This window comes from Gilvimarinus sp. 1_MG-2023 (assembly GCF_030548285.1).
The window spans coordinates 1-334 of the sequence record NZ_JAUOSC010000508.1 but is presented as its reverse complement, the minus strand read 5'-3'; the positions used below and the strand labels follow the sequence as shown (position 1 = coordinate 334).

Below are 334 nucleotides of genomic sequence, written 5' to 3'. Positions count from 1 at the left end.
CCATTGGCCTTCTTCCCGGGCGTAGTCAAGGCACAGCATGGAGGCCACGGCATCAACCCGCAGGCCATCGAGGTGGAACTCCTGCAACCAGTAAAGGGCATTGGCAATGAGGAAATTACGTACCTCGTTACGGCCGTAGTTAAAAATATAGGTGCCCCATTCCAGATGCTCACCCTGACGCGGATCAGCGTGTTCGTACAGCGCGGTGCCATCGAAGCGGGCGAGAGCAAAGTCATCCCGTGGGAAGTGGGCTGGTACCCAGTCGAGGAAGACACCTATCTGGTGTTGGTGCAGCAGGTCGATCAGAAAGCGCAGGTCATCGGGATGACCAAAG

The 334-nt window shown here is 56.9% G+C and carries 1 pseudogene; it reads right to left on the bottom strand.

Features of this window, described 5'->3' with window-relative positions:
- A pseudogene (locus tag Q4563_RS17845) lies at positions 1–334 on the bottom strand (1,4-alpha-glucan branching protein GlgB); the annotation flags it as partial.